The sequence below is a fragment of the Janthinobacterium sp. GW821-FHT03C10 genome (assembly GCF_059420865.1).
The window spans coordinates 1,149,498-1,175,066 of record NZ_JBWKUN010000001.1 but is presented as its reverse complement, the minus strand read 5'-3'; the positions used below and the strand labels follow the sequence as shown (position 1 = coordinate 1,175,066).

The following is a 25,569-nucleotide window of genomic DNA, read 5'->3' as shown; positions in this document are numbered from 1 at the left end:
AACACGAAATGATGCATGGAGCGCATGCGCTCGACGTCGTCACCTACGGCGAAGCGATGGCGATGTTCGTTGCCGAGGAAACGGGCGACCTGGCGGCCGTGGCGCATTTCACGCGCCGCCTGGCCGGCGCCGAGACGAACGTCGCCATCGGCCTGGCGCGCCTCGGCTTGAAAGTCGGCTGGCTGAGCCGCGTGGGCGATGACTCGTTCGGCCGCTTCATCCGCGCCAGCGTGCAGGCCGAAGGCGTCGATTGCAGCCGGGTCGCCGCCGTCGCCGGCCAGTCCAGCGGCTTCCTGCTCAAGGAGAAGGCCGAGAACGGCGCCGATCCCCTGGTCGAATACTTCCGCAAGGGTTCCGCCGCCAGCCGGCTGGCGCCCGAGCACTTCGACCCCGCCTATTTCCTTTCCGCGCGCCACCTGCACGCCACGGGCGTGGCCGCCGCGCTGTCCGAGACCAGCCTGGCGTTCGCCGGCCAGGCCATCGACTTCATGCGCGAGCATGGCCGGACCGTGTCGTTCGATCCGAATCTGCGGCCTTCGCTGTGGCCGTCGCAAGCCGTCATGGTGGAACAGATCAACCGCCTTGCCGCCAGGGCCGACTGGGTGCTGCCCGGCCTGGGGGAGGGAAAAATCCTCACCGGTCATGACCTGCCGCACGACGTCGCCGGCTTTTATCTGCAGCAGGGCGCGCGGCTGGTGGTCATCAAGCTGGGCGCCGAGGGCGCCTACTACCGCACGGCCGACGGCGACAGCGGCATGGTGCCGGGCGAGCGCGTGGCCAACGTGGTCGACACGGTGGGCGCTGGCGACGGCTTCGCGGCCGGCCTGGTCAGCGCCTTGCTGGAAGGCTTGCCGCTGGCGCAGGCGGTACGGCGCGGCAACCGCGTCGGCGCCTTCGCCATCCAGGTGGCCGGCGACATGGAAGGCTTGCCGACCCGCGCCCAGCTCGACGCGCTGGGCCAATCTTGAACCGAACAGGGGAAAACTCGTGAAAAAACATGTGCTTGTGTATAAAAAGCTGGCCGAACCGCTGCTGGCGCGCCTGCGCGCCGAATGCGAGGTGACGTATTTCGAAGCGATCGATGGGGGCAACCGCGCCGCGTTCGCCGCCGCCATTCGCGGCGCGCATGGCTTGCTGGGTGCCAGCGTGCGCCTGGACCGCGAACTGCTGGACCCGGCCTTGGACCTGCGCATCATTTCCACCATTTCGGTGGGCGTCGACCAGTTCGACGTCGATTACTTGCGCGAACGGGGCATTTTGCTGGCCAATACGCCGGACGTGCTGACGGAAACGACGGCCGACACGATCTTCGCGCTGATCCTCGCCAGCGCGCGGAGGGTCGTCGAACTGGCCGAATTCGTCAAGGCGGGACGCTGGACGCGCAGCGTGGGCGAAAGCCAGTACGGCGTCAATGTGCACGGCAAGACCATCGGCATGCTGGGCATGGGCCGCATCGGCCGCGCCGTCGCCCGCCGCGCCGCGCTGGGCTTCGGCATGCAGGTGCTGTACGTGAACGGCGAGGCCGTGCCCGAGGTGGAGGCGGCGCTGGGCGCGCGCCAGGTGGCGCTCGACGAGCTGCTGGCCGGCTCCGACTTCGTTTGCGTGGTGCTGCCGCTGACGACGCAGACGGAACGCATGATGGGGCGGCGCGAATTCGCGCTGATGCGCCCCGGCGCCATCTTCATCAACGGCTCGCGCGGGCGCATCGTCGACGAGGCGGCGCTGATCGAGGCCCTGCAGCAGGGCACCATCCACGGCGCCGGCCTGGACGTGTTCGAGCGCGAACCGCTGGCGCCGGACAATCCGCTGCCGGGCATGGCCAACGTGGTGGCGCTGCCGCATATCGGCTCGGCCACGCACGAAACGCGCTACGCCATGGCGCAGCAGGCCGTGGACAACCTGCTGGCCGGCCTGCGCGGCGAGCGGCCGCGCCACCTGGTCAGCTAAGAACAGTATTTATAAAAGAATGGACAGGGCAAGAGATGAAGAACAAGGTAGCAAGGGCAATGATCATCGGCGCGGGCGCCTGCGGCGGCCTGTGCGCGGCGCAGTCGAACGTGGCCATGTACGGCATCGCGGACCTGGGCGTGGTGTCCGAGAGCGGCGGCCCCGGAGGCAGGGTGCTCAAGCTGACGAGCGGCATCGCCAACGGTTCGCGCCTGGGTTTCAAGGGCAGCGAAGACCTGGGCGGCGGCATGACGGCGATCTTTACGATGGATGCGGGCATCCTGGCCGACACGGGCGCTTCGGCCCAGGGCGGCCTGCTGTTCGGACGCCAGGCCTTCGTCGGCCTCGCCAGTGCGGCAGGCACCTTGCGGCTGGGCCGCCAGTACACGTTCATCGATAGCAGCCTGGGCGTGCTGGACCCGTTTTACCTGGGTTTTGCTGGCAGGATGAGCAATGTCTTTACGGCCGGCTACATCAGCCGGGTCGACAACAGCATCAGCTACAGCTCGCCCGTGCGCGGAGGGCTGTCCGGCGAACTGGCGTACGGCTTCGGCGAAGTGCCGGGCGACGCTTCGGCCAGGCGCTACATGGGCGCGGCGGCCACCTATGCCAGCGGGCCGCTGTACGTGCGCATGGCGCACCAGGACGCCAATACCCTGTCTGCCGCGCAGGTGGTGGGGACGGCGAGAAACACGGTGCTGGGCGCCACCTGGGACTTCGGCGTGGTCAAGGCGCATGGCGCCGTCGCCGTCAGCAAGAGCACGGCCGGTGCCGCCACCACGGTCGACAGCGCGGACCTGATGCTGGGCGCCACCGTGCCCGTGGGTCCGCACCGCATCCTGTTTTCGTACGTGCGGCGCGACGACCGGCGCGCCGCCAGCGGCGACGCTAGCCAGCTCGGCATCGGCTACACGTACGCGCTGTCGAAACGCAGCACCTTGTACGCGGCCTACGCGCACATCGACAACCGCAACGGCGCCGCCTACCTGGTGGGCAATGCCACCGACAACGGCACCGGCAACCAGGCCTGGAACCTGGGCCTGCGCCACACTTTTTAACTGGAGAATCGAATGAAGAAAATCGGATGGATTTTGGTCGGCGCCAGCACCGTGGCGCGCGAATGGATGGTCGACGCGATCCGCCAGCAGGGCGATGCGGAAGTGCTGGCCGTGGTCAGCCGCGATGCCGCGCGCGGCGCCGCCTTTGCGGAACAATTCGGCATCGCCGCCAGCTACACGGACCTCGATGCGGCGCTGGCCCATCCGGGCGCGGACGCCGTGTACATCAGCACCACCAACGAGTGGCACATGGCGCAGACCTTGCAGGCGGCGCGCGCGGGCAAGCACGTGCTGTGCGAGAAGCCGCTGGCGCTGAACCTGGAGGACGCCCGCCGCATGGTCGACGGCTGCGCCGAAGCGGGCGTGGTGCTGGGGATTAACCACCACTTGCGCAACGCCGCCAGCCACGGCAAGGTGCGCGAGCTGATACGCGCGGGCGAGATCGGCCAGCCCTTGTATTGCCGCGTGCTGCACGCGAACAACCTGCCGCAGCACCTGCGGGGCTGGCGTCTGGACGCGCCGGAATCGGGCGGCGTCACGCTCGACATGTTCGTGCACGATGTCGATACCCTGCGCTTCCTGCTGGACGCGGAACCGCGCCATGTCACCGCCTGCGCCACCAGCGGCGGCATGACGGTGGCGGGGCTGGAAGAGGGTCTGATGGCCGTCATCGAGTTCGACAACGGCACTTTGGTGCAGGTGCACGACGCGTTCAACGCGCCGTATTCGCTGTCCGGCGTGGAAATCATCGGCAGCAAGGGCACCATCTTCGCCACCGGCGTGATGACGCAGCGCCCCGTCGGCAGCATCAGCCTGACGCGCGACGGCGGCAGCATCGACATCCCCGTCGAGCATGAAAACCTGTACGTGCGCTCGGTGCGCGCCTTCCAGCGCGCCATGCGCGGCGAAGGGCAGCCGGCAGCCACGGGCGACGACGGCATGCGCGCGCTGGCGACGGCGCTGGCGGCGCAGCAAGCGAGCCGCAGCCACCAGCGCGTGACCCTGGCCGGCTGACGACCTGCGGCAGACGTAAAAAAGCCGCCTGATCGCAAAAATCAGGCGGCTTTTTTTTGCCTTGAAGCCTCGAACGCCTGAAAAATCGTAGCGAGCGGATGTGAGTTGCGGCTAAGAAGCGCAACTGTGCTATAGCACAGTGAGCATCGCAGGCCGCAAATCGCGACGCGCAGTAGATTTTTCAGGTGTTCATCACTCTTCTCGGCGCAGGTGAGGGAACAGCAGGACGTCGCGGATGTTCGGCGAATCCGTGATGATCATCATCAAACGGTCGATGCCGATGCCGCAGCCGCCGGCTGGCGGCATGCCGTATTCCAGCGCACGGATGTAGTCGGCGTCGTAGAACATCGCCTCTTCATCGCCGGCGTCCTTGGCGGCCACTTGCGCCAGGAAGCGGGCCGACTGGTCTTCCGCATCGTTCAACTCGGAGAAGCCGTTGGCGATCTCGCGGCCCACCATGAACAGCTCGAAGCGTTCGGTGATGCCGGCCACCGTGTCGGAAGCGCGCGCCAGCGGCGACACTTCGACCGGATAGTCGATGATGTAGGTCGGTTCCCACAGCTGCGCTTCAGCCGTCTCTTCGAACAGCGCCAGTTGCAGCGCGCCCAGGCCGGCCGTGGCGAAGGGCTTGACGCCGAACTTCTTCAGCTCTTCCTTGATAAAGTCAGCATCGTTCAGCTGCTCCGGCGTGTAGCCCGGCGCGTACTTGTTGATCGCTTCGACGATGGTCAGGCGGTGGAACGGTTTTGCCAAATCGAGTTCGCGGCCGCCGTAGGTCAGGGTGGCGGTGCCGTGCGCGTCGATGGCGGCCTGGCGGATGACGGCTTCCGTGAAATCCATCAGCCATTTGTAGTCGGTATAGGCCGCATAGAATTCCATCATCGTGAATTCCGGGTTGTGACGGATCGACACGCCTTCGTTGCGGAAGTTGCGGTTGATCTCGAACACGCGGTCGAAGCCGCCCACGACCAGGCGCTTCAGGTACAGCTCGGGCGCGATGCGCAGGAACATCTGCATGTCGAGCGCATTGTGGTGCGTGATGAACGGCTTGGCCGCCGCGCCGCCGGGGATCGTGTGCAGCATCGGCGTTTCCACTTCCATGAACTCGTTCTTTTCCATGAAGCGGCGGATCGACGAGATGGCGGCGGTACGCGCCTTGAAGGTGCGGCGCGTCTCTTCGTTCATGATCAGGTCGACGTAGCGCTGGCGGTACTTCGTTTCCTGGTCGGCCAGGCCGTGGAATTTGTCCGGCAGCGGGCGCAGCGACTTGGTGATCAGGCGCAGTTCGGTGACCTTGATGGTCAGTTCGTCCGTCTTGGTCTTGAACAGGGTGCCCGTCACGCCCAGGATATCGCCCAGGTCATAGTGGTGCAGGGCGGCCATGGCCGCTTCGCCGGTGAGATCAAGCGTGGCGTAGATCTGGATGCGGCCGTCGGCCTTCGGGCCGGAAGCGTCCTGCAGGGTGGCGAAGGCGGCTTTCTTGCCCGCTTCGCGCTTGAGCATCATGCGGCCGGCCAGCACCACGGTGACAGGTTCGGCTTCCAGCTCTTCGCGCGTCTTGCCGCCGTATTGCGCGTGCAGATCGGCCGCCTTGTGCTCGGGGCGGAAATCGTTCGGGAAGGCGACGCCTTGTTCGCGCAGTGCGGCCAGCTTGACGCGGCGCTCGGCGATGATCTTGTTTTCATCGGGGGCGGCGGCTTGTTCTTGGATATCCGTAGTCATGGTGTTCTTCGTTGGTGATTATTGATGATGTGGTGCCAGCGCTGGCGCCACGCTGGCAAACAGTGCGTCGACGTCGAGTGCGGAGAAATCCGGCACGATGGCAATGATGTTGTCGAATGCGGCAAACGCCTCGGCCGGCAGGGTGGTGGTGAGTACCACGACCCGCATGCCGGCACGGCGCGCCGCTTCCACGCCCAGGGGCGCGTCTTCGAAGACGATGCAGTCTTGCGGCAGCGCGCCGGCCAGCTGCGCGCCTTTCAGGAACACGTCCGGGTGCGGCTTGCCCCGTTCCACGTCGGCGGCGCCGACGATGGCGTCGAAGCGGTGGCGCAGGTCCAGGCCGTCGAGCGTGAACGCGATATTCTCGTCCGGCGCGGCCGTGCCGACCACCAGCCCCACGCCATTCCGGCGCGCGCTGGCGATCAGCCGGTCGAGGCCAAGCACCGTGGCCAGGTGCGGGCCATACAGTTCGCGGTAGACGACTTCCTTTTCAGCCAGCAGGGTGACGTGGTCGGCATCCTCGCCCAGGTACTTGGCGATGATTTCGCGGCCCTGCCGTCCTGCCGTGTCGCGGAAAAAGGCGTCCGCGTCCAGCGCATGGCCGTGGCGTTCAAAGAACGCCAGCCACGATGTCGTGTGGAAGGCCATGTTGTCGACGATCGTGCCATCCATGTCGAACAGGAAGGCGCGCTGCGCCGGCACCGGAGCGGATGCGTTCATCCTTATACGCCTTGCTTGAGCGAGGCGGAGATGAAGTCGTCGATGTCGCCATCGAGCACGCCCTTGGTATTGCCCGTCTCGAAACCGGTGCGCAAGTCCTTGATGCGGGACTGGTCCAGCACGTAGGAGCGGATCTGGTGACCCCAGCCCACGTCCGTCTTCGAGTCTTCCAGCTTTTGCTGTTCGCTCATGCGCTTGCGCAGTTCATGCTCGTACAGTTTCGCTTTCAGCATTTCCATCGCTTCGGCGCGGTTGCGGTGCTGCGAACGGTCGTTCTGGCACTGCACCACGATGCCGGTCGGCGCATGGGTCATGCGGACGGCGGAGTCGGTCTTGTTGATGTGCTGACCGCCGGCGCCCGACGCGCGGTAGGTATCGACGCGGATATCGGCCGGGTTGACGTCGATCTCGATCGAATCGTCGACTTCCGGATACACGAACAGCGACGTAAACGAGGTGTGGCGGCCGTTGGCGGAGTCGAACGGCGACTTGCGCACCAGGCGGTGCACGCCCGTTTCCGTGCGCAGGAAGCCGTAGGCGTGATCGCCTTCGACCTTCAAAGTGGCCGTCTTGATGCCGGCGACCTCGCCGTCGGACTGCTCGAGGATTTCAACTTTAAAACCCTTGCGTTCGCAATAGCGCAGGTACTGGCGCAGCAGCATCGAAGCCCAGTCCTGGGCTTCCGTGCCGCCGGCGCCGGCCTGGATATCGATGAAGCAGTTGTTCGGGTCCATCGGATTGTTGAACATCCGGCGGAATTCCATGCTTTCGATGACCTTGCGGATTTCCTGCACGTCCTGCTCGATCGCTTCCAGGGTCTCGTCGTCGCCTTCTTCGCGGGCCATGTCGAACAGGTCGCGGGTGTCGCGCAGGTCGGCATCGGCCTTGGCCAGGGTAAAGACGATAGCTTCCAGCGCCTTCTTCTCCTTACCGAGGTCCTGGGCGCGCTTGGGATCGTTCCAGACGGTAGGGTCTTCCAGTTCTTCGTTGACTTGCTCTAGTTTCTCCGACTTGACAGTGAAGTCAAAGATACCTCCGAAGTTCGGCTTCGCGGACCGTCAGGTCGTTGAGCAGGGCGGAGATGATATTGATGCGTTCGGCTTCCATAATGTTCTGGTCTTCTATGGTGAAATCAAACCCTGAATTATACGCGAGCGTGGCGCGTTTCCGCTGCCGCCGCGGCGCAATTGCGGCCGCGCGGGGCAATAAAATGCGTATTTTGCTGTATTTGCGACAATATTTTTGCCTTGATGATGGCTATCGTGCTGCGTATGATGCTGGCGATATTGTCTTTCCACAGGAACACATCATGCTTCAACTTCCCCGTCTCGCCCTGTTACCGCTGCTGCTGGCCGGCTGCGGCGCCTTGCCGCCCGCCGCCACGGGATCCGCCCCGGCGCCATCGGCCGCGCCGGCCGGCAGCAGCGCCACCCTGGCCCTGCTGGAGACGACGGACTTGCACGCGAACGTACTCAGTTATGACTACTACAAGCTGCAGGCGGAACCGTCGATCGGCCTGGAACGCACGGCGGCCCTGATCGCCCAGGCGCGTGCGCAATTCCCGAACAATCTGCTGCTCGACAACGGCGACACCATCCAGGGCACGGCGCTGGCCGACTACCAGGCATTGGTCAAACCGCTGGCCTGCGACCAGACCCTGGCCATCTACAAGGCGATGAATTTGCTGAAAGTGGACGGCGGCGGCATCGGCAACCATGAATTCAACTACGGCCTGGCGTTCCTGAGCCAGGTGACGGGCAACCGCTTCGACGTCGACAGCGTCGATGCCGGCAAACCGCGCTGCGCCGGCCCCGCGTTCCCGCAAGTGCTGGCCAACGTCTACAGCGCCAGGACGGGCAAGCCCCTGTTTGCGCCGTACCACATCATCGACAAGCAGATCACGGCCGCCGGCCCCGATGGCAAGGCCATCACCGCCACCGTGAAGGTGGGCATCATCAGCTTCGCGCCGCCCACCATCATGGCCTGGGACAAGCGCTGGCTGGAAGGGCGCGTCTATACGCAGGGCGTGCGCGAGACGGCGGAAAAATTCATTCCCGAGATGCGCGCGAAGGGCGCCGAACTGGTGGTGGCCATCTCGCACGGCGGCCTCGATGACAGCCCGTACTCGCCCACCATGGAAAACGGCAATTACTACCTGTCGCAAGTGCCGGGCGTGGACGCCATGCTGATCGGCCATTCGCACCAGCTGTTCCCGAACGCGGCCAGCACGGTGCCGCAGTTTAATTTGCCCGGCGTCGACAAGGTCAAGGGATTGGTCAACGGCGTGCCCACCGTGATGGCCAATTTGTGGGGCAAGCACCTGGGCGTGATCGGCCTCTCCCTGCGACACGACGGCAAGCAGTGGGTCATCGACAAGAGCGCCACGACGGTGGAAGCGCGCGGCATCCAGAACGCGGATAAAAGCTATGTACAGCCCGATGCCGCCATCGCCACACTGGTGGCCGAGGAGCACGCGGCGACGATCGCCTACGTGCAGACACCGGTCGGCGCCACGGACTTCCGCATGTCGACGTATTTCGCCGACGTGGGCGACGTCAGCGCCATCGAGGTCGTGAACCAGGCGCAATCGAGTTATCTGGCCGCGTATGTGAAGGCGAACCTGCCGCAGTACGCGCATCTGCCCGTGCTGTCGATGTCGTCGCCGTTCAAGAGCGGCTCGGCCGGGGTGTCCGACTACACGGACGTCAAGGCGGGCAACGTGGCGCTGAATAACGCGGCCGACCTGTATCTGTATCCGAACGCGCTGTACGGCGTGAAGATGAATGGCGCGGAGCTGAAAGCCTGGCTGGAGCAGTCGGCGCGGCGCTTCAATACCATCGACCCGAATAAGCTGGAAGCACAGGAGCTGGTCAACACGGCCCACCCGAGCTACAACTTCGATACGATCACGAGCGCCGACGTGCGCTACCAGATTGACGTCACGCAGCCGCCGGGCCAGCGCATCCAGGCGCTGACGTACAAGGGCAAGCCCGTGGATTCCAGCCAGGAGTTCCTCATCGCGACGAACAACTACCGTGCCAGCGGCGGCGGCAATTTCCCTGGCCTCGACGGCAGCAAGACGGTGGTGGCCTCGCCCGACAACAACCGCGAACTCTTGATCGCGTATGTGACGCAGCAGAAAAACCTGACGCGCGCGAAAAACGGCGCGGCGCGCAGCTGGCGCTTCGCCAAGGTGGCCACCAAAGGCCCGGTGGTGTTTCACTCGGCGCCGAACGTGATCGAGCTGGCCAAAGCGGCCGGCATCGACAACGTGACGCAGCTGAAAGCTGACGACGGCGCGGGCAAGGGCTTTGCGCTGTATCAAGTGGACCTGTCGAAGTGAAGGCATGGTTGTGTGCCATCGCCCTGGCCGTATCGCCGCTGGCATCGGCAGGGCCGGACCTGACGGCCCAGGCCAAGACCTTGATGCGCGCGGGAGTCGCGACCCAGCCGCAGGCGCGCATCCTGTTCGAACGCGAGGCGGGGCAGGGCAGCGGTCCCGCCGCGTACTATCTGGGACTGATGCACAAGAACGGCATGGGTGGCCCGCAGGACGGCGCTGCCGCGCTGCGCTGGCTGGAGCTGGCCGCGCAACGGGGCGTGGCGCCCGCCATGTTCATCGTGGCGAACATGCTGGCCGATACCGACGAAGCCAGGGCGCGCTACTGGCTCGACGCCGCCTGCGACCTGGACTACCCGGAAGCGCTGCAGCAGAAATCCGTCGCCCTGGCCGAAGGGCAGATGGGCTATGCGCATAGCGAGGAACAGTCCTTCCTGTACCTGAAGATGGCCACGCATGCGATGGGGCACCGTGCCGCCGAGCCGTGATGATGCGCCTGGAGAATTGCTTATTTTTCTCAAGAAATATTAATTCTCGCAAATAAGTCCTTTCCTTATATTTTCTTCTCTATTTGGCTCAGTTTGAGTCCATTTATTGTTGTTATTAAAAGATCCGTGGCAGTATGTCATGAATGGTCTTTTGATAACTTTGTTGTGGAAATTGAGGAAACGTATGGCAATGCAAGCAATGGCAAGGAAATCCGTCCGTGATGTCTCCCCGCGCCTGCCGGGCAAACGATGGCGGCATGCGGGTCTGGGCATGCTGGCGATGGTGGCGTCTTGCGCGATGGCGCAGCTGCCCGCGCCTGTCAAGATGGGCCATCCGAAGCTGTTTGTTAGCCAGGCTGGCTTTGAAGCCCTCAAGGCACAACTGCCTTATTACCCCACTGCGCGCTTCCCCGCCACCAAGGGCAGCATCGGTTTTCAGTTGCTGGCGCAGCACAAAAATAGCGGCGACACGGCGGATCAAGCCATTTTTGGCCAGTACATTGGTACTGGCAATGCGATTCTGATACGCCATGTGGATGGCTGGGATGTGCCCGCCGGGGCGGGAAACAGTGGCGGAACGGTGGGTATCCAGTTCGCATTGCTGGGAAATAACGTGTATGCCTCAAGTACCCAGGTCAACTTGAAGCCAGGCGAGCTCTCCAGGATGCGATTCTCTTGGGACAGCCAGGCGCACCGGCTCGAGTTGACGGTAAACGATGTCGCCATTCCTGCCGTCTGGAAGACCGAGAACGGGGTGCCCGTCGAGTGGAAGGCGGATGCGCAGATATTCAGCCTCGGCGGTAGGCGCAACGAAGAGATGCAGGGCTTCGTCTTGCGTGATGGCCAGGGTGCGGCATTGATCAGCTATCCCACCATGCATGCGGGACTCAACATCGCCTGGAATGCCTTCATTTATGCGGCCGACAAGCGCCTGGCGGAAATCCGCAGCTGCGCCACGATCGCGCCCACGTCGTCCGACTACCCGAAAGCGTGCAATGTCGCCACCGGGCATCGCGGGACGATCTATGAAAGCGCGCAATTGCTGTCCATGGCATGGCTGCTGACGGAGCAGGACAAGTACAGGCAGGGCCTGCTGACGTATGCCGACATGCTGCTGGCGAGCCCACTGCCCGCCGGCAATGAATGGTCGATGGGGGGCAGGGTGGCTGCCATGGGCCTCGTCTATGACTGGCTGTTTGATCTGATGGGCAGCGAGAGTGTGCCTGCCGCAATGGGAGGCGGGTCTTACCGGTCCGCCCTGGCGCAGAGGATCAAGGATACGATAGCGGCCGAAAATACGGCAACCAAGGGCGACCATCTGGTGGCTTCCATGTGTGGCAGCCAGCAGCACTTGCGCGACACGAGTACGGTCTTCGATTGCGAGCAGAAACCCGTATACGAACATTGGAGCCGCCCTGCTGCATCTCCCTCGATTGCCACTTATTATGTCAGCGGCCACGCCTTCAGCGCCGTGACGAACATGGCGCTGGGCTTGCTGGCCATCGCGGAAGAGCATCCCGAAGTCGTGCCGATGATCGACACGGCGTATGCACATTTCGACAAGGGCTTCATGGCCGCGCGCGCCGCCATTTCGGCCGATGGCGGTCATCAGATGGGTTTTGCGTATGGTGTGTCGAGCATCCCCGAGCGCTTGCTGCTGTGGCGCACGGGACTCGACAATGCGGGCGGCACGCCGCTGCTGCAGGCCGACTGGCAGGATCAATTGCTGTATCCATATATCTACGGTTTGCGCAGCAATGGCACGTTTCCTGCCAGCGGAGATAACTATGATTTGCCCGTAGGCAATCCACTGCTCGGCCAGTTGTCGCGCGGCGTGGCCAGCGTTGGCGGTGATGGCGTCGCCTGGTCTTTCTATCGCGATCAGGTCAAGGCGCATCGCGGCGGTGGCGACGAGATCCTGGAACGCTTGTTCTGGCCGGCGGAAGTGGCTGCCGTGCCAATATCAAGCCTGCCCCTGGCGCGCCATTTCCGCGTGTCGGGCCAGGTAGTGATGCGTGACACATGGGATTATGCGAATGCCACGTTGCTGGACTTTAAGTCCTCATCGTTCGCCGCGCAGAATCACCAGCACGCCGACCAGAACAGCTTTGCGCTGTATTACAAGGCGCCATTGCTGCTCGATACGGGCTTGTACGATAGCTATGAAAGCGTGCACTGGTGGAATTACTACACGCGCAGTGTGGCGCATAACACGATCACGGTCTATGATACGGTGGACGACCCAACGGAGCGTCTCATGAATGGGGCGAGCGGCCTCAGCCGCGATGGCGGACAGTGGATGCAAGCGCTGCAACAGAACTATCCGACGATAGACGAAATCCAGCCCGGTGGCGTGAACGCGCTCGATGGCATCGTGCGCTATGAAAATACGCCGGAATATACCTATGCCAGCGGCAATGCCAGCAAGGCCTATTCTGCTACCAGGCTGGACCGGAATAACGGTTTTGTGCGCCAGATACTCTTCCTGCGCCAGCCGGCATTCTGGCCCAAGCCGGTGACGGTGATCTTCGACAGCGTGCGTAGCAAACGCGGCTTGCCGGCCACTTTTTTGCTGCATACGGCGCATGACCCGGCCGCCAATACTGCCAATACGAGCAATCTCGGCGATGGGCGCTACAAGCTCGGCTACAGCGCGGGACAGCGGCGCATCGCCACCGTGCGTAATGGCGGCGGCATGCTGATCGCGCAAACCGTGCTGCCAGAGAATGCCGTCGTGCACAAGGTCGGCGGGCGCGATCATGACGGCACCATGTGCAGGCAGATGAGCCCGGTCAAGGCGAACGAGCAATGGGCCAGCAGCGGCGACTGCCGTTTCATGGTGCGCCGCCGCCAGGCCGATGGCAGCGATCTGTGGTTCAACCATCCGCCGCAGAAGAGCGAGCAGAAAACCACGGAGGAGGACGTGGGCGCCTGGCGCCTGGAAGTCACATCGGCAACGGCGCCTGCGGTCGATGCGCCCGAGTATTTCCTGCACACGCTGTTTGTCGCCGACAACGATGGCGCCACCGGTACGGCGCAGCCGCCCGATACGCGGCGCCTGGCGGCCGTAGCCAATACCGAGGCGCTGTTGCTGGGTAGTCAGCTGCACGTGCTGTTCAATCGCGACGTGGCGCCCGCTGCCCGCATGGACTGGACCTCGCCGCTGGCCGCCGGCGCCATCCTGGCCACGGGCCTGAAGCCTGGCGTCCATTACGCCTTGACGTCGGCGCCGGCGGGCGGCGCTTTTGCCCGCAGCCTGGTCGAGGTTGCGCCAGGGGCGGGCACGCACCCCAGTTCGGATCAGGGCGTGCTCAGCATCGAGTAGGGCGGCAACAGGCTGGCGCTCATGCCGCTTCTTCCTTCTTCGGCCTGGCCCGCAGGCTGGCCGCCGCTTCGCCGATGGCGAACGGGTCGCGCGACAAGATGGCGGCACCCAGGTCGACCAGTCTGGCCGCCGCCGCGATGGCGGCCTTGACGTCGGCGATGCGCTTGAGCTGCGCCTTGCCCTTGGCGATGGCGCCCTCGATGTCGCCGCGCGCCTGCTCGGCGCCTTCGGCCGTCAGGTAAATGCCGTAGGCGCGGAACAGTGCCACCATCTGGTCCAGGTGGTTTTCATATTGTTCCAGCAGTGCGCGCTCGTCCGGCGCCAGCGCCTCGCGTTCGCGGATGCGCAATTCCAGCACCAGGCTCGACGCTTGCGCCAGACTGTCGGCGATGGCGTAGCTTTGGTCTTTCGTCAGTTCGGTCAGTGGGGCCATGGGATACTCCTGTGTGCGCGCCGCTTACCAGCGGGCGGGGGCATAGAACGCCGCTTGCCGCTGCAGCGTGTCGACGTCGCGTGAAAACTGCGCCAGCTGCCGTTCCAGTTCGGGCGCCTGCAGGCGGTCGAGATTGGCCCTCAGCGCGGCCACGCTCGCTTGCAGCGTGTCGACGGCGGCGACATACGCGGCGACGATCTTTTCCCGCTCCTGTAGTTGCCGGCCTTCCAGGTGCAAGCGCGTGCGGATGTAATTGGCGGCCAGCGGTTCGCGCGGCGCGGCTTGGTCGACGGCGCCGCGCAGCAGGTCCAGGTCGCGCAATTCATCCTGCAAGCCGGCCCGGTAGCCGCGCTGCGCATACTCCTTGAGCGCATCGCTGACGATATCGACGGCTTCCTGCTCGTCGAGCAGTTCGCGCAGGGCCGATTTCTGCCGGCGCTGCGTGGCCAGGCGGCTCAGGTGCTCGCTCAGTTTGACTACCTTGGCCAGCTTGTCCGCATCGAGCAGGGGCGCGCCGCCGACCGGTTGCGCCAGGCCGCCCAGCGCATCGCCGAGTCCACCAAGCTCTTCCTTGTAGAGAGGCAGCCTGTCATCGGCCAGCGCCGCCATGGTCTGGGCATAGCGCAGCAGGACGTCGTTCAGGCTGGCGATCGACGCGCCGGCCTGCGCGATGGCGGCGCAGTCGGCGCGCGCCGCCTGTTCGCTGGCTTGCGCATCGAAACGCTCGGCCAGGATCAAACGCTTGCGCATGGCCTTGTCCATGCAGCTGTGGACGCCGCCCGCCAGCATGGGTTCGAAGTGGAGCGACATCTTTTGCGTCTGGTCGGCAAAGGTGCGCACGGGCGCCAGGTCGGTGGCGCAGCCTCCCAGCAGCAGGCTGGCGCTGGCGTAAAGAAGCAGGGTGGAAATGGACGAGTTCGACGGGCGCTGCATATGGCCTCCATGCGGTAGCAGTGGCTGACGGGGCCGGCGCGCGCGCGCTGGCATGGCCGACGTTAGCATGCTGAACAAGGGCGGTATTGCGCCAGATCAGTTCGCTGTCGACGTCGCCTGGCGGCCCCGTATCGGCGCCAGGGCTGTTGCGGAATGGCGCAGGTGCGCCAATTTGCGCCATATTTTCCTTACAAAAGACTGACATCGGACGCGTAATGCGGTCTTTTTCGCATGTTGCGACGCGTCATATGTAGTTGTTGCTGGTGCATGTTTACTCACCTACAATGATTTATCGATGGGGCGGTTATCCAGCGTACGACTATAAAAATAAGTGGCATTTAAAACGTTGTAGCAGAGGAGATGACAATGAATTTGAAACAGAAATTGCTCGTGGCAAGTTTGGTTTTGGGTTTCTCGCAGGCGGCCGTCGCAGCCGACCCCATCAAGATCGGCGTGTCCGGACCGTTTACGGGCGGTTCCGCGCCGATGGGCGTGTCGATGCGCGACGGCGTCAAGCTGGCCGTCGCGGAAATCAATGCCAAGGGCGGCGTGCTGGGCCGTTCGCTTCTGCTCATCGAGCGCGATGACGAGGCGAAGAACGAACGCGGCGTGCAGATCGCGCAGGAACTGATCAACAAGGAAAAGGTCGCCGCCACCGTCGGCTACATCAACACGGGCGTGGCCCTCGCTTCGCAGCGCTTCTACCAGGAAGCCAAAATTCCCGTCATGAACAATGTGGCGACGGGTTCCATCGTCACCAAGCAATTCGCCGACCAGCCGGAAAACTACATCTTCCGCAATGCGGCCAATGACACCATCCAGTCCGGCATGATCGTGCATGAGGCGATCGAGAACCGCAAGTTCAAGAAAGTGGCGATCCTGGCCGACTCCACCAACTATGGCCAGCTGGGCCGCGAAGACCTGGAAAAGGCGCTCGACAAGAAGGGCATCAAGCCCGTCGCCGTTGAAAAATACAACATCAAGGACGTCGACATGACGGCCCAGCTGCTGAAAGCCAAGCAGGCGGGGGCGGAAGTCGTGCTGACCTACGGCATCGGCCCGGAACTGGCGCAGATCGCCAACGGCATGGAAAAACTGGGCTGGAAAGTGCCGCTGATCGGCAGCTGGACCCTGGCCATGGGTAACTTCATCGACAACGCGGGCAAGAACGGCAATGGCACGCGCATGCCGCAAACCTTCATCCAGGACGCCAGCACGCCGAAGCGCAAGGCCTTCATCGACGCCTATGTGGCCGCCTACAAGCCATCGGGCGGACGCATGCCGTCGGCCGTCTCGGCCGCGCAAGGCTACGATTCCATCTACCTGCTGGCCGCCGCCTTCAAGCAGGCGGGCGGCACGGACGGCCCGAAAGTGCGCGCCGCGCTGGAAAACCTGAATGAAAAGGTGGAAGGCGCCGTCACCACCTACAACAAGCCGTTCAGCAAGACCAACCATGAAGCGATCACGGCCGAGCTGACGGTCTTCGGCGAAGTCAAGGACGGCAAAGTCGTCCTCGCGAAATAAGCCTGGCAGACCTTCGCCGCGCAGTGGCCAGCCTTGAGGAATCAGGACTGGCCATTTTTTTATCTCCCATCCTTCGGGGAATACCATGGAAATCTTCCTGCAGCTTGTCTTCAGCGGCGTCGCGCTGGGCATGATCTATGCCGTCATCGCCTTTGGCTACCAGCTGACCTTTGCCACGTCCGGCACCCTCAACTTCGGCCAGGGCGAATCGCTGATGCTGGGCGCGCTCGTGGGCCTGTCGCTGGTGGGCACCATCCACGGCGGCCCCTACATGAGCTACCTGCTGATGATCCCCGTCGTCATCGTCTTCGGCGCCTTGCAGGGCGTGTTCGTCGAATGGATAGGCGTGCGGCCCGCCATCAAGATCAAGTCCGAATTCGGCTGGATCATGTCGACCATCGCGCTGGCCATCATTTTCAAGAACGTGGCGGAAAACATCTGGGGCAAGGACGACCTGATGTTCCCTTCGCCCCTGTCGGCCGCGCCGTTCCAGGTGTTTGGCGCCAACGTGCAGCAGATGCAGGTGGCCGTCATCGTCGGCGCGCTGGCCATCATGCTGGCCGTCGAAGTATTCAACCGCAAATCGATCTACGGCAAGGCCGTCGTGGCGACGGCCAACGACCGCGACGCGGCCGGTTTGATGGGCATCAACACGGGCATGGTCATCACCTTTTCCTACGCGCTGTCGTCGGCCACGGCCGCCTTCGCGGGCGTGCTGGTGGCGCCGCTGACCCTGACGGGGGCCACCATGGGCGCCTCGCTGGGCCTGAAAGCGTTTGCCGTGGCCATCATCGGCGGCCTGACGTCGGGCGTGGGCGCCATCGTGGGCGGCCTGATCCTGGGCATTGCCGAGACGACCACCGGCTACTACATCTCCACCGGCTACAAGGAAGTGCCCGGCCTGCTGCTCTTGCTGCTGGTGCTGGCCGTCAAGCCGTCCGGCCTGTTCGGCAAAGCCGCGATCAAGAAAGTCTGAGGACCACATGAACAAGAAAATCACCATGCTGGCGCTGAGCGCGGCGGGCCTGGCCGCGCTCGCGCTGTTCCCCATCGTCATTCCGAACCCGTACTACATCCACCTGGCCGAGACCATCCTGATCTACGCCATCCTGCTGTTCGGCCTCGATATCGTCGTCGGCTACACGGGGCAGGTGTCGCTGGGCCATGCGGGCCTGTTCGGCATCGGCTCGTACGTGACGGGCGTGCTGGTGTTCAAGCTGGGCGTCTCATTCTGGCTGGCCATCCCCGCCAGCATCGCGGGCGCGGCCCTGTTCGGCGCCATCCTGGCCTTGCCGGCCCTGCGCGTGACGGGACCCTACCTGGCCATGGTGACCCTGGCCTTCGGCACCATCGTGCAAATCCTGATCAACGAGATGAGCTTCCTGACGGAAGGCCCGATGGGCATCAAGATCCACAAACCCGTCCTGTTCGGCCACAAGCTGACGGAAGTGGAGTACTACTACATGGTCGCCGCGCTGCTGGTGATCTCGCTGGTGGTGGTGCACCGCATCCTGAAGTCGAACCTGGGCCGCGCGTTTGAAGCCTTGCGCGACAGCCCCATCGCCTCGGACTGCATGGGCGTGTCCGTCTACCGCTACAAGGTGTATGCCTTTGTCATCAGCGCCGGTTTCGCGGGCCTGGCCGGCAGCCTGTATGCGTATTCGGAAGAATACATCTCGCCCAATACCTATAACTTCGAACTGACGATCCTGTTCCTGCTGGCCGTCATCATGGGCGGACGCAAGACGCGTTCGGGCGCGCTGATCGGCGCCCTGATCGTCGTCATGCTGCCCAGCCTCTTGTCGGACATCGAACTGTTCCGCAAGATCGCCGTCTCCGCCGCCGTGTTGGGCGTGATCGGCTCCGCCTTCATGCTGGCGAAAAAGCGCTCCACCGTGCGCGGCGTGCTCGTGCCCCTGGTGGCCACCATCGGCCTAGCCGCGTTTTCCTACAAGCTGGAAAACATGGTCGACTGGCGTTTGACCATCTTCGGCCTGATGACCCTGTTCGTCGTGTACTACCTGCAGGACGGCATCGTCGGCTTTTTGATGAGCTTTATCGGCAAGGGCCGGCGCCACGTGCAGGCCATCGCTTCGCACGGCGTGGCGCCGTTCGACCACGCGCAGGGCGGGCAGCAGGGCGCGACCCTGCTGCGCGTGGACCAGGCGCTGATGCAGTTCGGCGGCCTGAAAGCGCTGAACCAGGTGGACCTGAACGTCACGCAAGGTTCCGTGCACGGCTTGATCGGGCCGAACGGCTCGGGCAAGAGCACGATGATGAACGTGCTGACGGGGATCTACAAGCCGACGGCGGGCAAGGTGGAATTTGCCGGCGCCGTCATTTCCGGCCGCACGCCGTCCGAAATCGCCCTGGGCGGCGTGGCGCGCACCTTCCAGAACGTGCAGCTGTTCGGCGAGATGACGGCCACCGAGAACGTGCTGGTGGGCTTGCACAACACCTTCAAGTCGAACGTGCTGGACGTGATGCTGCACACGCCCCGCCACAAGCGCGAAGAGACGGCCGCGCGCGAGCGGGCCGCCAGCATCCTCGAGTTCGTGGGCCTGGCGGACCTGGCCAACGAAGAGGCGCGCAATCTGCCGTACGGCAAGCAGCGGCTGCTGGAGATCGGCCGCGCGCTGGGCCTCAACCCGCGTCTGCTGCTGCTCGACGAGCCGGCGGCGGGCCTGACGGCGCCCGACATCAAGGAACTGATGGCCATCATCCGCAAGATCCGCGAGCACGGCATCACCATCATCCTGATCGAGCACCATATGGACGTGGTGATGGCCCTGTCGGACGTGGTGACGGTGCTCGATTTCGGCCAGAAGATCGCCGAAGGCGCACCCGCGCTTGTCCAAAGCGATCCGAAAGTGATCGAAGCCTATTTGGGCGGCAGCGCCGACACCCTGAGCCCCGCGGCGCACTGAGAGGAAGACCATGCTGACCATTAACAATCTGCACGCCGCCTACGGCAAAGTCGAAGTCCTGCACGGCATTTCGCTCGAAGTCCCGAAGGGCAAGCTGGTGACCCTGATCGGCTCGAACGGCGCCGGCAAGACCACCACCATGCGCGCCATTTCCGGCATGCTGAAACCGAAATCGGGCAGCGTCACCCTGGGCGGCAAGGATGTCACGGGCCTCGATTCGCACCGCATCGCGCGCGCCGGGCTGGCCCATTCGCCGGAAGGGCGCAGGGTCTTCGCCTCGATGTCGGTGACGGACAACCTGCTGCTGGGCGCCTTCCCCCGCTTTACGCGGGCGCGCCCGAAAGGCGACATCAAGGGCGACCTGGACAAGGCCCTGGAGCTGTTCCCGCGCCTGAAGGAGCGGCGCGACCAGCTGGCCGGCACCTTGTCGGGCGGCGAGCAGCAGATGCTGGCCATGGCCCGCGCCGTGATGCTGAACCCGGAAGTGATCCTGCTGGACGAACCGTCGATGGGCCTGGCGCCGATCCTGGTGGAAGAAGTCTTCCGCATCATCACGCGCTTGAAGGCCGAAGGCGTGACCATGCTGCTGGTGGAGCAATTCGCCGCCGCCGCCCTGAACGTGGCCGATTACGGCTACGTGCTGGAAAACGGCAGCATTTCCGTGCACGGGCCGGCCGAGAGCCTGAAAACCGACCCGAAGGTGATCGCGGCGTATCTGGGGGGAGGGCATTGATGATGGTCTGACAATGCGCTTGCTGCGCATTGTCACATCCTCCGTATTACGCAGTGAGTAGGCGACGGCGTATCATTGCTTCCAGGTCACGGCGGGTATGGGCAATCATATGAACGTAAACGATATCGTTATGTCCATACTCGATAAGGATGCGATGCTGGCCGGCCAACAGTTGGCGGTGAGTCGTCAAATGAAGGTCTTTAAGTTCAGGAACAAAACTGCCTTGAATGTTCCAATCTTTGAGAGAATTGACTTCAGCCAGAATCGCTTGCGTCACCTTCCTGGCAAAAGCCAGGGATTCGTTCTGCTTCAGCTAGAAGCGAATGTCTTGCAAATCGTTCAAGGCGGACTGCGTCCAAATGATTTTCATTTGTGTAATCAATTGTCGTCGTCTTCAGCTTCCAGAAGGGCCACAACGTCATCATGATCAATGATTTTACCTTCCTCAATCTGCTTGCGGCCGAGAGCAAGGATGCGGAGCATGGCAAGCTGATCTTGAGTCTTTTGATAGCTGACAGGGTCTTGAACAATTGCCTGAACTCTGCCGTTCACCGTGATGGCTACCGGGTCATGCGTCTCCAGCACCTGTTTGACCACGTCGCTGGTGTTCGTCTTCAAGTAGCTAATTGGTTGAATATTGAGAAAGTTCATGCCGTCCTCCACAAGTTGCAGACCAACATTGGATAACTAAATTAAGTGCCAAATTTAGTTGACTGCGCATTTTCTTTACGTCGAGCGCAGCCTGTAAGTGTCAGTGCTTGGTCGGCTTTTCCTGCTGCACCAGGATGAACGGGCTGACGACGACGGCCCATAGGGACGCATCGGCCGCCTGCCAGTCCAGCGCCTGCTGGTCGGAGACCTTGGCGACCTTGCCATCGGTCATCCATTGCGTGATGGTCGCCTTGTCGTCGTGCGAGATGCGCACGGCCACTTCGACCAGGTCCAGTGCATTGGCGACCCAGACGACATTGCCTTGGGCGAAGTGCTTTTCCAGTTCGCTCCAGGCCAGGCGGGCCGTTTCGCTGTTTACTTTGAGGCGCAGTTCGGTGTCTTTTTCAGGATTGGTTTGCATGCGAAATATCAATGTTCGGTGAGTCGGGTGCCGATGCGCGCGCGTTATTTGCCTGGCAAGGCTTCCACGTGCGGCGTCGGCGTACCCTGCCATGTTAACCGATAGGCGGCGCCTTTGCGAACATTGCCCACCAGGGCGGGGCGGAAGCAGGCCAGGTTGGTGCCGCTGGCGTGCCGCACGCTGGGGAAGATCACGCCCATGGAACCGGCGTCGAGCAGGATGGCGGCCAGGTCTTGTGAGGCGATGTAGCTGGCCGGATCGAGGCAAGCCTGGTAGCGTTCCTGGCCGCGCAGGTCGTGGAAGCTGGCGGAGAAGTCGGCCAGCAGCGACTGGTAGCTGACGCTGTCGTCAAAGTAATCGATTTCCTGGTATTCCACGGTCTTGTGGAAAATGATCTCGGCCAGCGCCGTTTGCATGTCGAAGGCGCAATACCAGGCGCCCCGCTCGCCATCGTTGAAACGCGCCCCTTCCGGGCGGGCATACGTGTAGGCGGCGTTGATGATGCGAAAGTGCGGCACGCCAAAAACCAGTTCGTCCACGCCAATTCCTGGCGCGCCGCCGTACTCGGCCACCAGGCGCGCGTTGGTCGCGTTATCGAGTTCGAACAGCTCGCGCAGGTGGTCGTCGTCCTCGGCCAGGGGCGCCAGCACGGAATCCTCCATGTCGGCAAAGCGCGACGGGATCAGGCGGCAGGTGTCGATCTGGCGCAAGGCGGCCAGCGGCGGCAGGTGGGCATGCGGGGCTGCCGGCACGATCACAGGCCTCCGCGGCGCGCATCGAGCAGCTTGCGCACGGTCTGCATAGCCAGCAAGCCGCCTGCCAGCATCTGCGACAACGGCGTGCGGCCGCCAAACACGGGGTTCTTGTTGGGTAAACTTACCCATTCGTCGGCCAGCTTGTCGCCGTACAGGATGTGCAAGGCTTTATAAATGCCCAGCAAATACGAAATGCGCGTGATGCGGTCCACTTCCAGCACGCGGTCCGGGTGCTTCTTCCACTCGTACCAGGCGCTGCTGGACAGGCCGCCCAGCAATTCGCGCGCATCGTCGTCGCGCAGTTTCCACGCGGCGGCCAGCTTGAAAAATCCTTTCAATGCCGCCTGCGACAATCGCTCGCGCTCGGCTTTGGCATTCAGGTCGACGAGCACGGCCGGCTCGAAGCGGCTCTTGGGGTAGGCATAGGCGAGATGCATGATATGTCCTTCAATAGGAGTCTGTTTATGGACTATTTATACTCCTTTTTTGGATTCGTTGCAACGGCCGCGCGCATGAAAAACGGGACGCAGGGGACGTGTGTCCCGCTGCGCCCCGTTGGCAGGCCGCGCCAGCTTATCTTGCCGTGACCGTCACCGGCACGTTCAGCTGCGCCGTCAAGCCTTTATTGTCCAGCGCCACGACCTTCAGCGTATAGCTGCCGGTCACCGGTTGCGGCCAGTAGGCCGTGATGGTCATGCCGCTCATGGAGAACTGCATGCCCAGCGGTGCGCCGATGATCGAGATCCACAGCGCGTTCGCGCCGGGCGCCGTCAGCACGATGCTGCCGCTCATGGCCTTGCCCGCCACGCCCGTCATGGCGGCGGCGCTGATCGTGGGGCCGGCGGCAGCGATTTTCACCGAGGCCACGGCCTGGCCCGTCAAGCCCGTCTTGGTGTCCCTGGCGATGACGGTCACGCTGTAGCTGCCCAGCACGGGGCTGGCCCAGCTGACCACGCCGGCGGCATTGACGGCCATGCCGGACGGCGCGCCCGACAGGCTGTAGCTGACGAGGTTGGGCGCCACGGCCGTGGCGCTGAACGACAGGGCCACGCCCGGCTTGCCGCTGACGCCGGCGACCGTCACCACGGGCGGCAGCGGGGCGGCGATGGCCACTGTGTAGATGCCTTTGCCGCTCAGGCCAGTCTTGCTGTCCGTGGCCGTCACGGTGACGGCGTAGGTGCCGGCCACGGGCGCGGCCCAGCTCACCAGGCCGGCGCTGCTGATGGCCATGCCGGCCGGCGCGCCGGCGAGCGCGTAGCTGACGGGATTGGCGGCCGTGACGCTGACATTGAACGTCAGCGCCGTGCCCACCTTGCCCGTGATGGCGCCGGCGGCCACGACGGGCGGCGCGACGGGGGCGATGACGATGCCGTACACGCCCTGGCCGCTGAGGCCAGTGACGGTATCCTTGGCCAGCATGGTCACGGCATACGTGCCCGCAATGGGGGCGGCCCAGCTGACCACGCCCGTGGCGGCGATGCTCATGCCGGCCGGCGCGCCCAGCATGGTGTAGCTGAGGGGATTGGCTGCGCTGGCCGAGACGGTGAACGACAGCGGCTTGCCGGCCGCGCCGCTGATGCTGGCCGGCGCCACCACGGGGGCTGTCGGGGCGATCTGCGTGCCCGACAGGCCGGCCAGCAGGCTTTTCACGTTCGGCGTGCCCAGGCCGCCCAGCGGGTCATAGCCGACCCTGGCCGTGCAGACGCTGCAGGTGCCGTTGCTGCCCCGCGTGATGTCGGCAAAGCTGCTGGCAAAGGTGCCGGGCACGCTGGCGATCTGGCCGTACAGCATGTTGTGCGGCAAGCCGAGCGCCGTCTTCGCCTGCAGCGCGCGGCTGGCGTTGGCGATGGCGACCAGGCCGGCCCATTGCGGCGTGGACAGGCTGGTGCCGCCTATGCTGAGCCAGCTGGCGGTGCTGCTGCCCTGTGCCATCACGGCCGTGTACTGGCCCGTGGCGGGGTCGGCATTGAAGGCCACGTCGGCCACGTTGCGGCGCAGCAGATTGGTCAGGCCGGGCACGCTGGCCGTCTGGTAGCTGGGCAGTACCGTGTAGGCGCTGATGCCGCCGCCCGTGCCGGACCAGGCTGCTTCGCTGCGCACGCCGCTACCGCTGTAGCTGAGCGTGGTGCCGCCCACGGCCAGCACGTTGGGCGAGACGGACGGCCAGGACACGCCGCTGCCCGAGTCGCCCGTGGCGGCCAGGTAGCTCATGTTCTTGCCCGTGAAGGCGCTGTCGACGGAGGCCGTCCAGTTGCCTTCGGCGGCGCCAAAGCTCATCGAGACGACGCCAGGCCCCATCAGGTTGGCCAGGCGCACGGCGCCCAGCAGGCTGTTGATGGACGCGTCGGGCGCCTCGATCAGCACGATGCGCGCCAGCGGCGCCGTGGCATGCGCCCATTGCACGTCGAGCGCGATTTCCATGGCCCAGCCCGAGTTATAGGCGGGCGCGGTGGCCGTCATGGTGCTTGATGGCGTGTTGTACACGACGGAAAATTCGCAGCCGCTGAGCGGTGCTGGCGGCAATGGCAGGGCGGCATTCGTGGCGATGGTCTTGGTGGTGCAGCCGGGCAAGCCGAATTTCTGGTTGAAGATGGCCAGTTCGGCGGCCGCGTTCGGGTTATGCATGGCGTCGACGATATAGATCGTCTGCCCGGCGCCCAGCTGGGCCGCCTGGGCCGGCGTCAGCGCCGTGCCCGCCGCCGGCAGGGCAGGCAGGTCGTAGGCGGCGCGGATTTGCGCGGGAGAGTAGGTGGCCACGACGCTGCTGCCGGCCATCGGCGCGACGGTGTCCGCCGCGCCGCCGGACAGCAGCGGCGCGCTGTCTTGCGCCGCCTGCTGCGCGGCGGCGATCTTTTGCGCTGTCAGGCGGCGCGTGGCCATGTCCACCATGGCGCGCGGCACGTGCTGCAAATGCGGCCGCCAGTGGGCCGAGCCGCTGCTGTTGGCGTTGTCGCGCCCGTCCGGCGCATCGAGCAGAGCCGGGGCCGCATGGAACATCGGCTGCGCCACCAGCGCGCCGACGGCGGCGGGGATGACGGGTACCTCGACGCTGAACTGTGTCGCGGCCGTGGCGATGGCGGCGGGCGGCGCCGCCGTCTCCTGGCCGGGGCCGCACGCGCCCAGCAGGATGGCGGCCGTGGCGCCCAGCAGCAGGCGCCCGTGGCGGGGATGCGGGGGAATGATTTTTTTCATGGCGAAACTCTCCGAGTTGGGCGAGGGCCACATCTCGACAATGCATCCAGGCTGGCGCCGCGCGCTGGCGGTCCCGGCCCTGCATTGGCAGCCCCGCTGCCGTGGCGCTTGCGCGCGGTAGGCCGGTGGCTTTGCGTCCCCGCCTTTCGACGGGTTTGCCCTCAGAACTGATCAAGCATCATGATGAATTAGCTGATGCGTTATCGATTCTAGCGAATTTGCCAAATAAGTGTTAACTATTTTCAATCAATATTTTTATTTTTGCCATACAATGTGGCGAATTTACCCATTTCGCGATGTAATCTTGCTAGCTTGATTAAGCCTTAAAGGCAAGATTATCAGGCGGTTATCGCTGTGTGACGGTGTTTTTTCAGGGCAACACTGCT

23 protein-coding genes and 1 riboswitch are annotated in these 25,569 nt (G+C 64.0%); of the genes, 11 read left to right on the top strand and 12 right to left on the bottom strand.

All coding sequences use genetic code 11. The annotated features are described in order from the left end of the window. Positions 1 to 8 precede the first annotated feature (8 nt). The 4 genes from AC07VH_RS04990 to AC07VH_RS04975 are packed head-to-tail and all read left to right on the top strand — an operon-like array spanning position 9 to position 4,019. Positions 9 to 968, top strand: a complete 960-nt coding sequence (locus AC07VH_RS04990; RefSeq protein WP_494787117.1) for a sugar kinase — start codon at positions 9 to 11, stop codon at positions 966 to 968. Between the two features lie 19 nt (positions 969 to 987). Beyond that, positions 988 to 1,947, top strand: a complete 960-nt coding sequence (locus AC07VH_RS04985) for a 2-hydroxyacid dehydrogenase (protein ID WP_494786985.1) — start codon at positions 988 to 990, stop codon at positions 1,945 to 1,947. Between the two features lie 35 nt (positions 1,948 to 1,982). Next, the gene (locus AC07VH_RS04980; protein WP_489630691.1) at positions 1,983 to 3,005 is read left to right on the top strand and encodes a porin; all 1,023 of its coding nucleotides are present in this window, start codon (positions 1,983 to 1,985) and stop codon (positions 3,003 to 3,005) included. A 12-nt stretch (positions 3,006 to 3,017) separates the two neighbouring features. After that, complete coding sequence (locus tag AC07VH_RS04975) at positions 3,018 to 4,019, top strand: Gfo/Idh/MocA family protein (protein ID WP_494786984.1); 1,002 nt, start codon at positions 3,018 to 3,020, stop codon at positions 4,017 to 4,019. Positions 4,020 to 4,211: 192 nt separating this feature from the next. Here the strand turns inward: AC07VH_RS04975 and lysS are convergent, their stop codons facing one another. From lysS to prfB, 3 genes are all read right to left on the bottom strand, one after another. Continuing rightward, on the bottom strand, positions 4,212 to 5,741 hold the full coding sequence (gene lysS, locus AC07VH_RS04970; RefSeq protein ID WP_070291572.1) for a lysine--tRNA ligase: 1,530 nt from the start codon (positions 5,739 to 5,741) through the stop codon (positions 4,212 to 4,214). 18 nt (positions 5,742 to 5,759) lie between these two features. Then, positions 5,760 to 6,461: an HAD family hydrolase gene (locus AC07VH_RS04965; protein ID WP_494786983.1), complete on the bottom strand. Its 702-nt coding sequence runs from the start codon at positions 6,459 to 6,461 to the stop codon at positions 5,760 to 5,762. A gap of 2 nt (positions 6,462 to 6,463) precedes the next feature. Next, positions 6,464 to 7,568 (bottom strand): peptide chain release factor 2 gene (gene prfB / locus AC07VH_RS04960; protein WP_139143151.1). Its coding sequence is split into 2 segments (ribosomal slippage): positions 6,464 to 7,486 and positions 7,488 to 7,568, totalling 1,104 coding nucleotides; the frame shifts between segments, so codons are not numbered across the junction. A 202-nt stretch (positions 7,569 to 7,770) separates the two neighbouring features. On the opposite strand from prfB, the gene AC07VH_RS04955 reads away from it, so the two are divergent. Together AC07VH_RS04955 and AC07VH_RS04950 are read left to right on the top strand one after the other, a co-directional pair. Further along, on the top strand, positions 7,771 to 9,804 hold the full coding sequence (locus tag AC07VH_RS04955; protein WP_494786982.1) for a bifunctional 2',3'-cyclic-nucleotide 2'-phosphodiesterase/3'-nucleotidase: 2,034 nt from the start codon (positions 7,771 to 7,773) through the stop codon (positions 9,802 to 9,804). After that, a complete protein-coding gene (locus tag AC07VH_RS04950) occupies positions 9,801 to 10,289 on the top strand; it encodes a tetratricopeptide repeat protein (protein WP_494786981.1) in 489 nt (162 codons plus the stop codon). Before AC07VH_RS04955 ends, AC07VH_RS04950 begins: the two co-directional genes overlap by 4 nt. 115 nt (positions 10,290 to 10,404) lie before the next feature. Here AC07VH_RS04950 and AC07VH_RS04945 read toward each other — a convergent pair whose 3' ends face one another. Beyond that, entirely contained in the window at positions 10,405 to 10,821 is a 417-nt protein-coding gene (locus tag AC07VH_RS04945; protein WP_494786980.1) for a hypothetical protein, read from the bottom strand. 132 nt (positions 10,822 to 10,953) lie between these two features. Between AC07VH_RS04945 and AC07VH_RS04940 the strand changes: the two genes are divergently transcribed. Further along, positions 10,954 to 13,614 carry a heparinase II/III domain-containing protein gene (locus AC07VH_RS04940; protein ID WP_494786979.1) on the top strand — a complete coding sequence of 887 codons (2,661 nt, stop codon included), beginning with the start codon at positions 10,954 to 10,956 and terminating at the stop codon, positions 13,612 to 13,614. Positions 13,615 to 13,633: 19 nt separating this feature from the next. Here the strand turns inward: AC07VH_RS04940 and AC07VH_RS04935 are convergent, their stop codons facing one another. Both AC07VH_RS04935 and AC07VH_RS04930 read right to left on the bottom strand, forming a co-directional pair. Next, positions 13,634 to 14,047 carry a hypothetical protein gene (locus tag AC07VH_RS04935; RefSeq protein WP_494786978.1) on the bottom strand — a complete coding sequence of 138 codons (414 nt, stop codon included), beginning with the start codon at positions 14,045 to 14,047 and terminating at the stop codon, positions 13,634 to 13,636. A 24-nt stretch (positions 14,048 to 14,071) separates the two neighbouring features. Continuing rightward, a complete protein-coding gene (locus AC07VH_RS04930; RefSeq protein ID WP_494786977.1) occupies positions 14,072 to 14,980 on the bottom strand; it encodes a hypothetical protein in 909 nt (302 codons plus the stop codon). Between the two features lie 366 nt (positions 14,981 to 15,346). On the opposite strand from AC07VH_RS04930, the gene AC07VH_RS04925 reads away from it, so the two are divergent. The 4 genes from AC07VH_RS04925 to AC07VH_RS04910 all read left to right on the top strand — a co-directional run bounded on the left by AC07VH_RS04925 (position 15,347) and on the right by AC07VH_RS04910 (position 20,164). Then, positions 15,347 to 16,504, top strand: a complete 1,158-nt coding sequence (locus tag AC07VH_RS04925) for an ABC transporter substrate-binding protein (protein ID WP_076571165.1) — start codon at positions 15,347 to 15,349, stop codon at positions 16,502 to 16,504. Between the two features lie 85 nt (positions 16,505 to 16,589). Then, positions 16,590 to 17,480 (top strand): branched-chain amino acid ABC transporter permease, encoded by an 891-nt coding sequence (locus AC07VH_RS04920; RefSeq protein ID WP_475416641.1) that lies wholly within the window; start codon positions 16,590 to 16,592, stop codon positions 17,478 to 17,480. Between the two features lie 7 nt (positions 17,481 to 17,487). Continuing rightward, positions 17,488 to 19,431, top strand: a complete 1,944-nt coding sequence (locus AC07VH_RS04915) for a branched-chain amino acid ABC transporter ATP-binding protein/permease (RefSeq protein ID WP_494786976.1) — start codon at positions 17,488 to 17,490, stop codon at positions 19,429 to 19,431. Between the two features lie 10 nt (positions 19,432 to 19,441). Further along, positions 19,442 to 20,164 carry an ABC transporter ATP-binding protein gene (locus AC07VH_RS04910; protein ID WP_076571170.1) on the top strand — a complete coding sequence of 241 codons (723 nt, stop codon included), beginning with the start codon at positions 19,442 to 19,444 and terminating at the stop codon, positions 20,162 to 20,164. Positions 20,165 to 20,210: 46 nt separating this feature from the next. Here the strand turns inward: AC07VH_RS04910 and AC07VH_RS04905 are convergent, their stop codons facing one another. The 6 genes from AC07VH_RS04905 to AC07VH_RS04880 all read right to left on the bottom strand — a co-directional run bounded on the left by AC07VH_RS04905 (position 20,211) and on the right by AC07VH_RS04880 (position 25,183). Further along, the gene (locus AC07VH_RS04905; RefSeq protein ID WP_494786975.1) at positions 20,211 to 20,441 is read right to left on the bottom strand and encodes a hypothetical protein; all 231 of its coding nucleotides are present in this window, start codon (positions 20,439 to 20,441) and stop codon (positions 20,211 to 20,213) included. Between the two features lie 101 nt (positions 20,442 to 20,542). Next, positions 20,543 to 20,815: a type II toxin-antitoxin system Phd/YefM family antitoxin gene (locus AC07VH_RS04900; protein WP_070313584.1), complete on the bottom strand. Its 273-nt coding sequence runs from the start codon at positions 20,813 to 20,815 to the stop codon at positions 20,543 to 20,545. 100 nt (positions 20,816 to 20,915) lie between these two features. Continuing rightward, positions 20,916 to 21,236 carry a DUF2288 domain-containing protein gene (locus AC07VH_RS04895; protein WP_494786974.1) on the bottom strand — a complete coding sequence of 107 codons (321 nt, stop codon included), beginning with the start codon at positions 21,234 to 21,236 and terminating at the stop codon, positions 20,916 to 20,918. Between the two features lie 44 nt (positions 21,237 to 21,280). Beyond that, complete coding sequence (locus AC07VH_RS04890; protein ID WP_494786973.1) at positions 21,281 to 21,988, bottom strand: RES family NAD+ phosphorylase; 708 nt, start codon at positions 21,986 to 21,988, stop codon at positions 21,281 to 21,283. Positions 21,989 to 21,990: 2 nt separating this feature from the next. Beyond that, positions 21,991 to 22,428, bottom strand: coding sequence for an MbcA/ParS/Xre antitoxin family protein (locus tag AC07VH_RS04885; protein WP_489630704.1), 438 nt, complete (start codon positions 22,426 to 22,428; stop codon positions 21,991 to 21,993). Positions 22,429 to 22,564: 136 nt separating this feature from the next. Further along, the gene (locus AC07VH_RS04880) at positions 22,565 to 25,183 is read right to left on the bottom strand and encodes a S53 family peptidase (protein ID WP_494786972.1); all 2,619 of its coding nucleotides are present in this window, start codon (positions 25,181 to 25,183) and stop codon (positions 22,565 to 22,567) included. Between the two features lie 83 nt (positions 25,184 to 25,266). Continuing rightward, positions 25,267 to 25,353: riboswitch (cyclic di-GMP riboswitch) on the bottom strand. Positions 25,354 to 25,569: the final 216 nt, after the last annotated feature.

What these genes read in the sequence shown, in the direction of transcription:
- AC07VH_RS04990 (WP_494787117.1), top strand. Translation starts at nt 9, where the DNA reads ATGATGCATGGAGCGCATGCGCTCGACGTCGTCACCTACGGCGAAGCG.
- AC07VH_RS04980 (WP_489630691.1), top strand. Translation starts at nt 1,983, where the DNA reads ATGAAGAACAAGGTAGCAAGGGCAATGATCATCGGCGCGGGCGCCTGC.
- AC07VH_RS04975 (WP_494786984.1), top strand. Translation starts at nt 3,018, where the DNA reads ATGAAGAAAATCGGATGGATTTTGGTCGGCGCCAGCACCGTGGCGCGC.
- lysS (WP_070291572.1), bottom strand. Translation starts at nt 5,741, where the DNA reads ATGACTACGGATATCCAAGAACAAGCCGCCGCCCCCGATGAAAACAAG.
- AC07VH_RS04965 (WP_494786983.1), bottom strand. Translation starts at nt 6,461, where the DNA reads ATGAACGCATCCGCTCCGGTGCCGGCGCAGCGCGCCTTCCTGTTCGAC.
- AC07VH_RS04955 (WP_494786982.1), top strand. Translation starts at nt 7,771, where the DNA reads ATGCTTCAACTTCCCCGTCTCGCCCTGTTACCGCTGCTGCTGGCCGGC.
- AC07VH_RS04945 (WP_494786980.1), bottom strand. Translation starts at nt 10,821, where the DNA reads ATGGCGTATCAGAATCGCATTGCCAGTACCAATGTACTGGCCAAAAAT.
- AC07VH_RS04940 (WP_494786979.1), top strand. Translation starts at nt 10,954, where the DNA reads ATGCGATTCTCTTGGGACAGCCAGGCGCACCGGCTCGAGTTGACGGTA.
- AC07VH_RS04935 (WP_494786978.1), bottom strand. Translation starts at nt 14,047, where the DNA reads ATGGCCCCACTGACCGAACTGACGAAAGACCAAAGCTACGCCATCGCC.
- AC07VH_RS04930 (WP_494786977.1), bottom strand. Translation starts at nt 14,980, where the DNA reads ATGCAGCGCCCGTCGAACTCGTCCATTTCCACCCTGCTTCTTTACGCC.
- AC07VH_RS04925 (WP_076571165.1), top strand. Translation starts at nt 15,347, where the DNA reads ATGAATTTGAAACAGAAATTGCTCGTGGCAAGTTTGGTTTTGGGTTTC.
- AC07VH_RS04920 (WP_475416641.1), top strand. Translation starts at nt 16,590, where the DNA reads ATGGAAATCTTCCTGCAGCTTGTCTTCAGCGGCGTCGCGCTGGGCATG.
- AC07VH_RS04915 (WP_494786976.1), top strand. Translation starts at nt 17,488, where the DNA reads ATGAACAAGAAAATCACCATGCTGGCGCTGAGCGCGGCGGGCCTGGCC.
- AC07VH_RS04910 (WP_076571170.1), top strand. Translation starts at nt 19,442, where the DNA reads ATGCTGACCATTAACAATCTGCACGCCGCCTACGGCAAAGTCGAAGTC.
- AC07VH_RS04900 (WP_070313584.1), bottom strand. Translation starts at nt 20,815, where the DNA reads ATGAACTTTCTCAATATTCAACCAATTAGCTACTTGAAGACGAACACC.
- AC07VH_RS04895 (WP_494786974.1), bottom strand. Translation starts at nt 21,236, where the DNA reads ATGCAAACCAATCCTGAAAAAGACACCGAACTGCGCCTCAAAGTAAAC.
- AC07VH_RS04885 (WP_489630704.1), bottom strand. Translation starts at nt 22,428, where the DNA reads ATGCATCTCGCCTATGCCTACCCCAAGAGCCGCTTCGAGCCGGCCGTG.
- AC07VH_RS04880 (WP_494786972.1), bottom strand. Translation starts at nt 25,183, where the DNA reads ATGAAAAAAATCATTCCCCCGCATCCCCGCCACGGGCGCCTGCTGCTG.